This window comes from Robinsoniella sp. (assembly GCF_034124845.1).
This window is the reverse complement of record NZ_JAWYAJ010000575.1, coordinates 1-5,321: the sequence shown is the minus strand read 5'-3', so window position 1 is coordinate 5,321 and position 5,321 is coordinate 1. Positions and strand designations below refer to the sequence as shown.

2 protein-coding genes and 1 pseudogene are annotated in these 5,321 nt (G+C 41.0%); all 3 read left to right on the top strand.

Translation table 11 applies throughout. The features are described from left to right. Positions 1-122, top strand: a 122-nt coding sequence (locus ACH2DQ_RS28485) for a dockerin type I domain-containing protein (protein ID WP_395028753.1), incomplete at its 5' end; no start/stop codon positions are given. 370 nt (positions 123-492) lie between these two features. Further along, on the top strand, positions 493-4,464 hold the full coding sequence (locus ACH2DQ_RS28480; RefSeq protein ID WP_394912606.1) for a discoidin domain-containing protein: 3,972 nt from the start codon (positions 493-495) through the stop codon (positions 4,462-4,464). A gap of 261 nt (positions 4,465-4,725) precedes the next feature. After that, positions 4,726-5,321, top strand: a pseudogene (locus ACH2DQ_RS28475) (hypothetical protein); the annotation flags it as partial.

Sequence of the window (5,321 nt, the reverse complement as noted above, 5' to 3'; positions counted from 1 at the left end):
AGCTTGCAGAACTTACGGAAGATCAGCACAAAGTGGCGGATGTGAATGGTGATGGCAATTCTGACAGTACTGATGCAGCGGCTATTTTACAGTATGCGGCTGAAAAAATAGACAAATTGTGATTACTATGATGGAGCAGCATTAATGAAATAGAATAGCTTGCTCCTCAAAGTATCAAAGAAAAAATACGAAAAAAAAAGAGCTTTAAAACTGCAGGATATACAGTTTTAAAGCTCTTTTTCCATCGGTGTGCAAATATTAAGGCGAAGGTTGTTCCTGAAATAATCCAAATTTTACAAAAAAGTACAAGTAAAAACAATAATGTCTTGATAATATAAAAATTTGTCATAACAAAATCCTAAATCTATGCGCATTTTTTTTGGTAAAATATTGATATAGAATTGGCTGACAAACGATTCAGCACTGTCAATTTGGTTTCTGGCAGGATGGATTACTAGCCTTACAAGAAAATATGAGAGGAAAGAAAATGATATGAAAAAGATAGGGAAAAAAATAACAGCAGGAGTATTAATTGGTGTATTAACGGCGTCTGCACCATTTCCGGCGTTATCGGGAATGATGAACGTACATGCAGAGAGTCCGGCAGAAGATAAGTGGCCAATGATGCAGGAGATGCTGAAATCCTATGGGGGTACCTGGAATCATCCCGATTATACGGAGGCAATCAATGACAACATGCCCCAGACAGCATTGCAGGGAAATGGAGATACCGGGATTGTATCCTATGGAAATGCAAAGGAGAAGACGTATTTAATTTCAAAAGGAGATTTTAGAAACGGCGGTGATTTAGTCACGAGTGCTCCGTTTCATGAAGATGACCGGTCGATCCGGCAGATAGCACTTGGAGGCGTGACGATCAGCAGGGATCTTGAGGTTAATAAGTCTCTGACCATGGACCCCAATGTTACCGTGAAGGCAAGCAGTGTACATGATGAATTTATGCCTGAATTAGCTGTGAATGGAATAATAAGCTCCAAGGAAGAGGCGTGGGCAAGTAAAGTGGGAGAGGAACCCCATTGGCTGGAAATAGACCTGGGAAGTGAAAAGACCATTGCAAAGTATGTCATGTATCACATGGGATATGCCAGAGAGGATCTGCAGCATTTTAATACCAGAGAATATAAGGTAAGTATCAGTGTCGATGGTGAAAAGTGGACTGAAGCAGACCATGTGGCGGATAACACAAATAGTATGACGTCTTGTATATTTGCCAAGCCTGTACAGGCAAGATATGTAAGGATAGACTTTATACAGGGGGAACAAAATTCCAATGACCGGGCGCGAATAGCGGAATTTGAGCTGTTTGAATCTCCGGAAGATGAGAGTATTTTTGCGCCGGAAGAAGAAGGCAGCTTTTTAGAACACCAGGATATAGCCGAGGCGGACTTAACAACAAATATGGAGATTGGCGGTGTTCCTTTAGAAATGAACAACTGGCTGTCTGCAACGGAAAATACCATGATTACTTCCATTGTTTCAAATGGAGATCAGACAGTTGCATTAGATGCAAAAGCATGGACTAAGGTAGATGGAAGTGATAAATTTGTTACAAAATCTGATACTTCTTCAAATGGAGATGCTGTCTGGGCTTCCAGAAGTACAAATAACGCAGCTAAGGATAATCCGGAAAGCTGGAAATCGGAAGCCGTTATTCAAACTAAAATTCTGGGAGACAAAGACTGCAATACGAAGAAAAATAATGATGCATCTTCCAGCCTGAAATTTACCCTCGAACCAGGCGAAAGAGTCTATCTTGTAACAACAATTGGAGGGGGCGGACAAACCTACGATAATCATGATAATCTGCAGACAGAAGAACCGCTGGCGCAGGCACAGGCATTGGCAGATCAATATGCAGCAGAAACGGATATAGAAACTTTAAGAGAAAACCATGAGCAATGGTGGAAAGATTATTGGACGAAATCCTATATTGATATTGGAGATGAAGAATTTCACAGATACTATTACGGATCGCTGTATTATATGGGATGTGCAGCCCGGGAAGATAAAGTGGCACCGGGATTGTATGGAATCTGGGTAACCGGTGATGTGGCAAAATATAATAACGACTATCATCTGAATTATAATTATATGGCTCCATACTACGGCATGTATTCCAGTAACCGGCTGGAAGGAGCATATTCCCTGACACAGCCAATTATAGATTATATGCCAAAGGCTGAAGCGGCAGCAAAATACAGCCTGAGAGAGATTAAAGAAGATTACGTGGCAGGCAGACCAGACCTTGCAGGAGGTATAGATGATGCGGTGCTTTATCCAGTAGGGATTACTGCATGGGGACATGTATCCTGTGATGCAGATAATGCCGGAAAATATCTCACACAAACGCTGAATGCACCCTTCGCGGCTTCTGTATTTATATCCTATTATAATTATTCTTACGATGAAGAGTTTTTATTGGACAGAGCCTACCCATTTGTACAGAAAGTAGCAAATTTTTATGAAAAGTGGTGTGAAAAAGAAGTAAAATCCGATGGTACCTATCAGTATAATCTTTACGATGGCCCTCATGAGGGATTCTTCAATAAAAATGCGGGAGTCACCATTGGTATGGTTTTAAATGTTTATGAATTTCTGATACAGAATTTTGATCTTTTAAAAGAAAAAGCCGGAGCTACAGACCAGCAGCTTGCAATGTGGAAAGATATGTACGACCATATGGCTCCTGTCCCGGTCAGAAGCTATGAGTATGGATCATTCAAAAAAGATGTCTATGCATTGGCAGAAGAGGGAATGATCCTTCGCCCGGAATCAGCCTCTGTTGAGTTGGAATTTATACATCCAGGAGAGCGCTTATCCTTTGATTCCGATCCATATATGCTGCAGCTGGCAAGGAATACCATAGATGCAAAAGTTATAGCTAATCCGGATATCTGGTTAATTATTAATAATAATCCTAAGATTTTTACCCATGCTATAAGAGCCGGGTATGATCCTTATTATATTATGGAAAAATTCAGAGCATCCAACATTTCAAATATGAGTGAGAATTTTGCTATCCAGGATGGGCATCATGGAATTGAAAAAGCAGGAGGAATTGAATTTATTAATAATATGCTTTTGCAGAGTTCGGATGGTATCCTGAAGGTATTTCCTAACTGGACCGGAGCAGACGCACAGTTTTATCAATTAAGAGAAAAAGGTGCATATCTGGTATCATCCCAGATGTCACAAGGTGAGGTGCAATACATAGACATCGTCAGTGAAGCAGGCAAATCAGTTACTATTGCTGCTCCCTGGGAAAAAGCAGATGTAATTGATTCTGAAGGAAATGCAATCGATCTTACATACGGATCTACGAAAAATACCGGGGAAAAGACAATCACATTTTCAGCGATCCAGGGAGAAGAGTATCGGATTACAGAGAATCATGACGAAACACCGGAAGCAGACCGAAACAGTCTGAAGCTTGCAGTGGCAATGGCTGAGAAACTGGAGCTGGAGCAGCAGGAAAATAATTGTTTTACAGCAGATAGCTGGAACAGAGTGCAGGAAGTTCTGGATGCAGCCAGAACAGTATTGGAAAAACCGGAAATAACACAGGCGGAGGCGGACGAAGCTTTCTTAAATCTGATTACTGCATGTAACCTTCTGGAGGAAAGCGTGTGGAAAACAGGACTGAAAGCAGCGATAGAAGGAACGAAAGCCATCCTGGAAGACGAGGCAGGACTGGCAGTGTACACACAGGAAAGTATTGAAGCAGTAAAGACAGCACTGGCTGAAGCAGAAAAAATATTTGCTGAGAGCAGTGCGGACGCACAGACAGTTAATGATGCCAGCCGTAAACTGATGGATGCAGTTACCGGCTTGATGGTGAAAAATGAAGGTACAAGGCTGGATATCCTGATTCAAAAAGCAAAGGAAATTTTGAAAAACAAAGACCAGTATACGCCTTCCAGTGTACAGGTGCTGGAACAGGCTTTACAGGCAGCAGAAGCCGTGGCAGAAAACAGCCATGCAGCGGGTGAAGAAATTAGTAGTGCTTATGAGAAGCTGGCAGAGGCAATGACATTACTTGTTAGAAAAGCAGGAAAAGAGGAGCTTAAGAATGCGTTGGTCAAGGCCAATGATATCCTGAAAAATGAAGGAAAGTATTTGAAGGAAAGCATTGCAGGGCTGCAGATAGTGACAGATGAGGCGCAGGAGGTCTTTGACAATGGTGAAGCAGATAGCATTGCTGTTGGGGAAGTGCTTAAGAAATTAGTAAACGAAATTCTGAAAGCACGTTTGATGGGTGACGTGGATATGAACGGAAAAGTAGAAACCGCTGACTCCTCAAAGGTATTAAAATCTGTGGCAGAGCTTGCAGAACTTACGGAAGATCAGCACAAAGTGGCGGATGTGAATGGTGATGGTAATTCAGACAGTACAGACGCAGCGGCTATTTTACAGTATGCGGCTGAAAAAATTTCGGAGTTTTAGTAAACAATTTTAGCACAGGCTGTAGGATTATTTTAATATCCATCTTTCTTAAAATAATCCTAAAATTACAAAATAGTACAAGCAGGTCCCCATAAACTCATGATAATTTATTAAATTGTCTTAATATAGTCCTAAAGCTTTTCGTGTCCTTTATGGTAATATATTGTCAATAGAAGTAATTATTTCTTCGAGAACTGTAAAGAGCGCCAGGGAATGAAATTCAGACTCTGATGTCAGAAAATGAAAAAAGGAAAAGATAAAATGAAAAAAAGTGGAAAAAAGTTTACAGCAGGAATATTAATCGGTGTATTAGCAGCTTCATCCCCATTTTCGGCTTTGTCCGGGATCATTCATGTGCATGCAGAGAGTAAAGCAGATAATGAGCCTCACACTCAGGCAGAAAGTAAAACAGATCTTGAGCCAAAGATTCAGGCAGAAAGTAATACAGATAATGAACCGCTGTATCAGGAAATACAGGATTCCTATAAAGGAGTCCTGATAGGTGAAGAAAATGTTGGAACTTCATTTAATGTAGAAAATGAGGAAAAAGGGGAAAATGAAAATAAATCTGTAATAGATTTAGACAGCCTGAAGCTTGCGGTAACCGAGACCGGGAAGTTGGAGCAGCAGCAAAAAGATTATAACTGTTTTACAACGGAAAGCTGGGACAGGGTACAAAAAGCTTTGGATGAAGCAAGAGCAGTCCTGGAGAAGCAGGAATTAACCCAGCAGGAGATTGATGATGCATTTTTGAATCTGATTACGGCATGTGACCTTTTGGAAGACAGTGTACAGAAAACAGGTTTAAAGGCAGCGATTGAGGGAGCCAAGGTAATTCTTGCAGACGAGGCGCAACT

What these genes read in the sequence shown, in the direction of transcription:
- ACH2DQ_RS28480 (WP_394912606.1), top strand. Translation starts at nt 493, where the DNA reads ATGAAAAAGATAGGGAAAAAAATAACAGCAGGAGTATTAATTGGTGTA.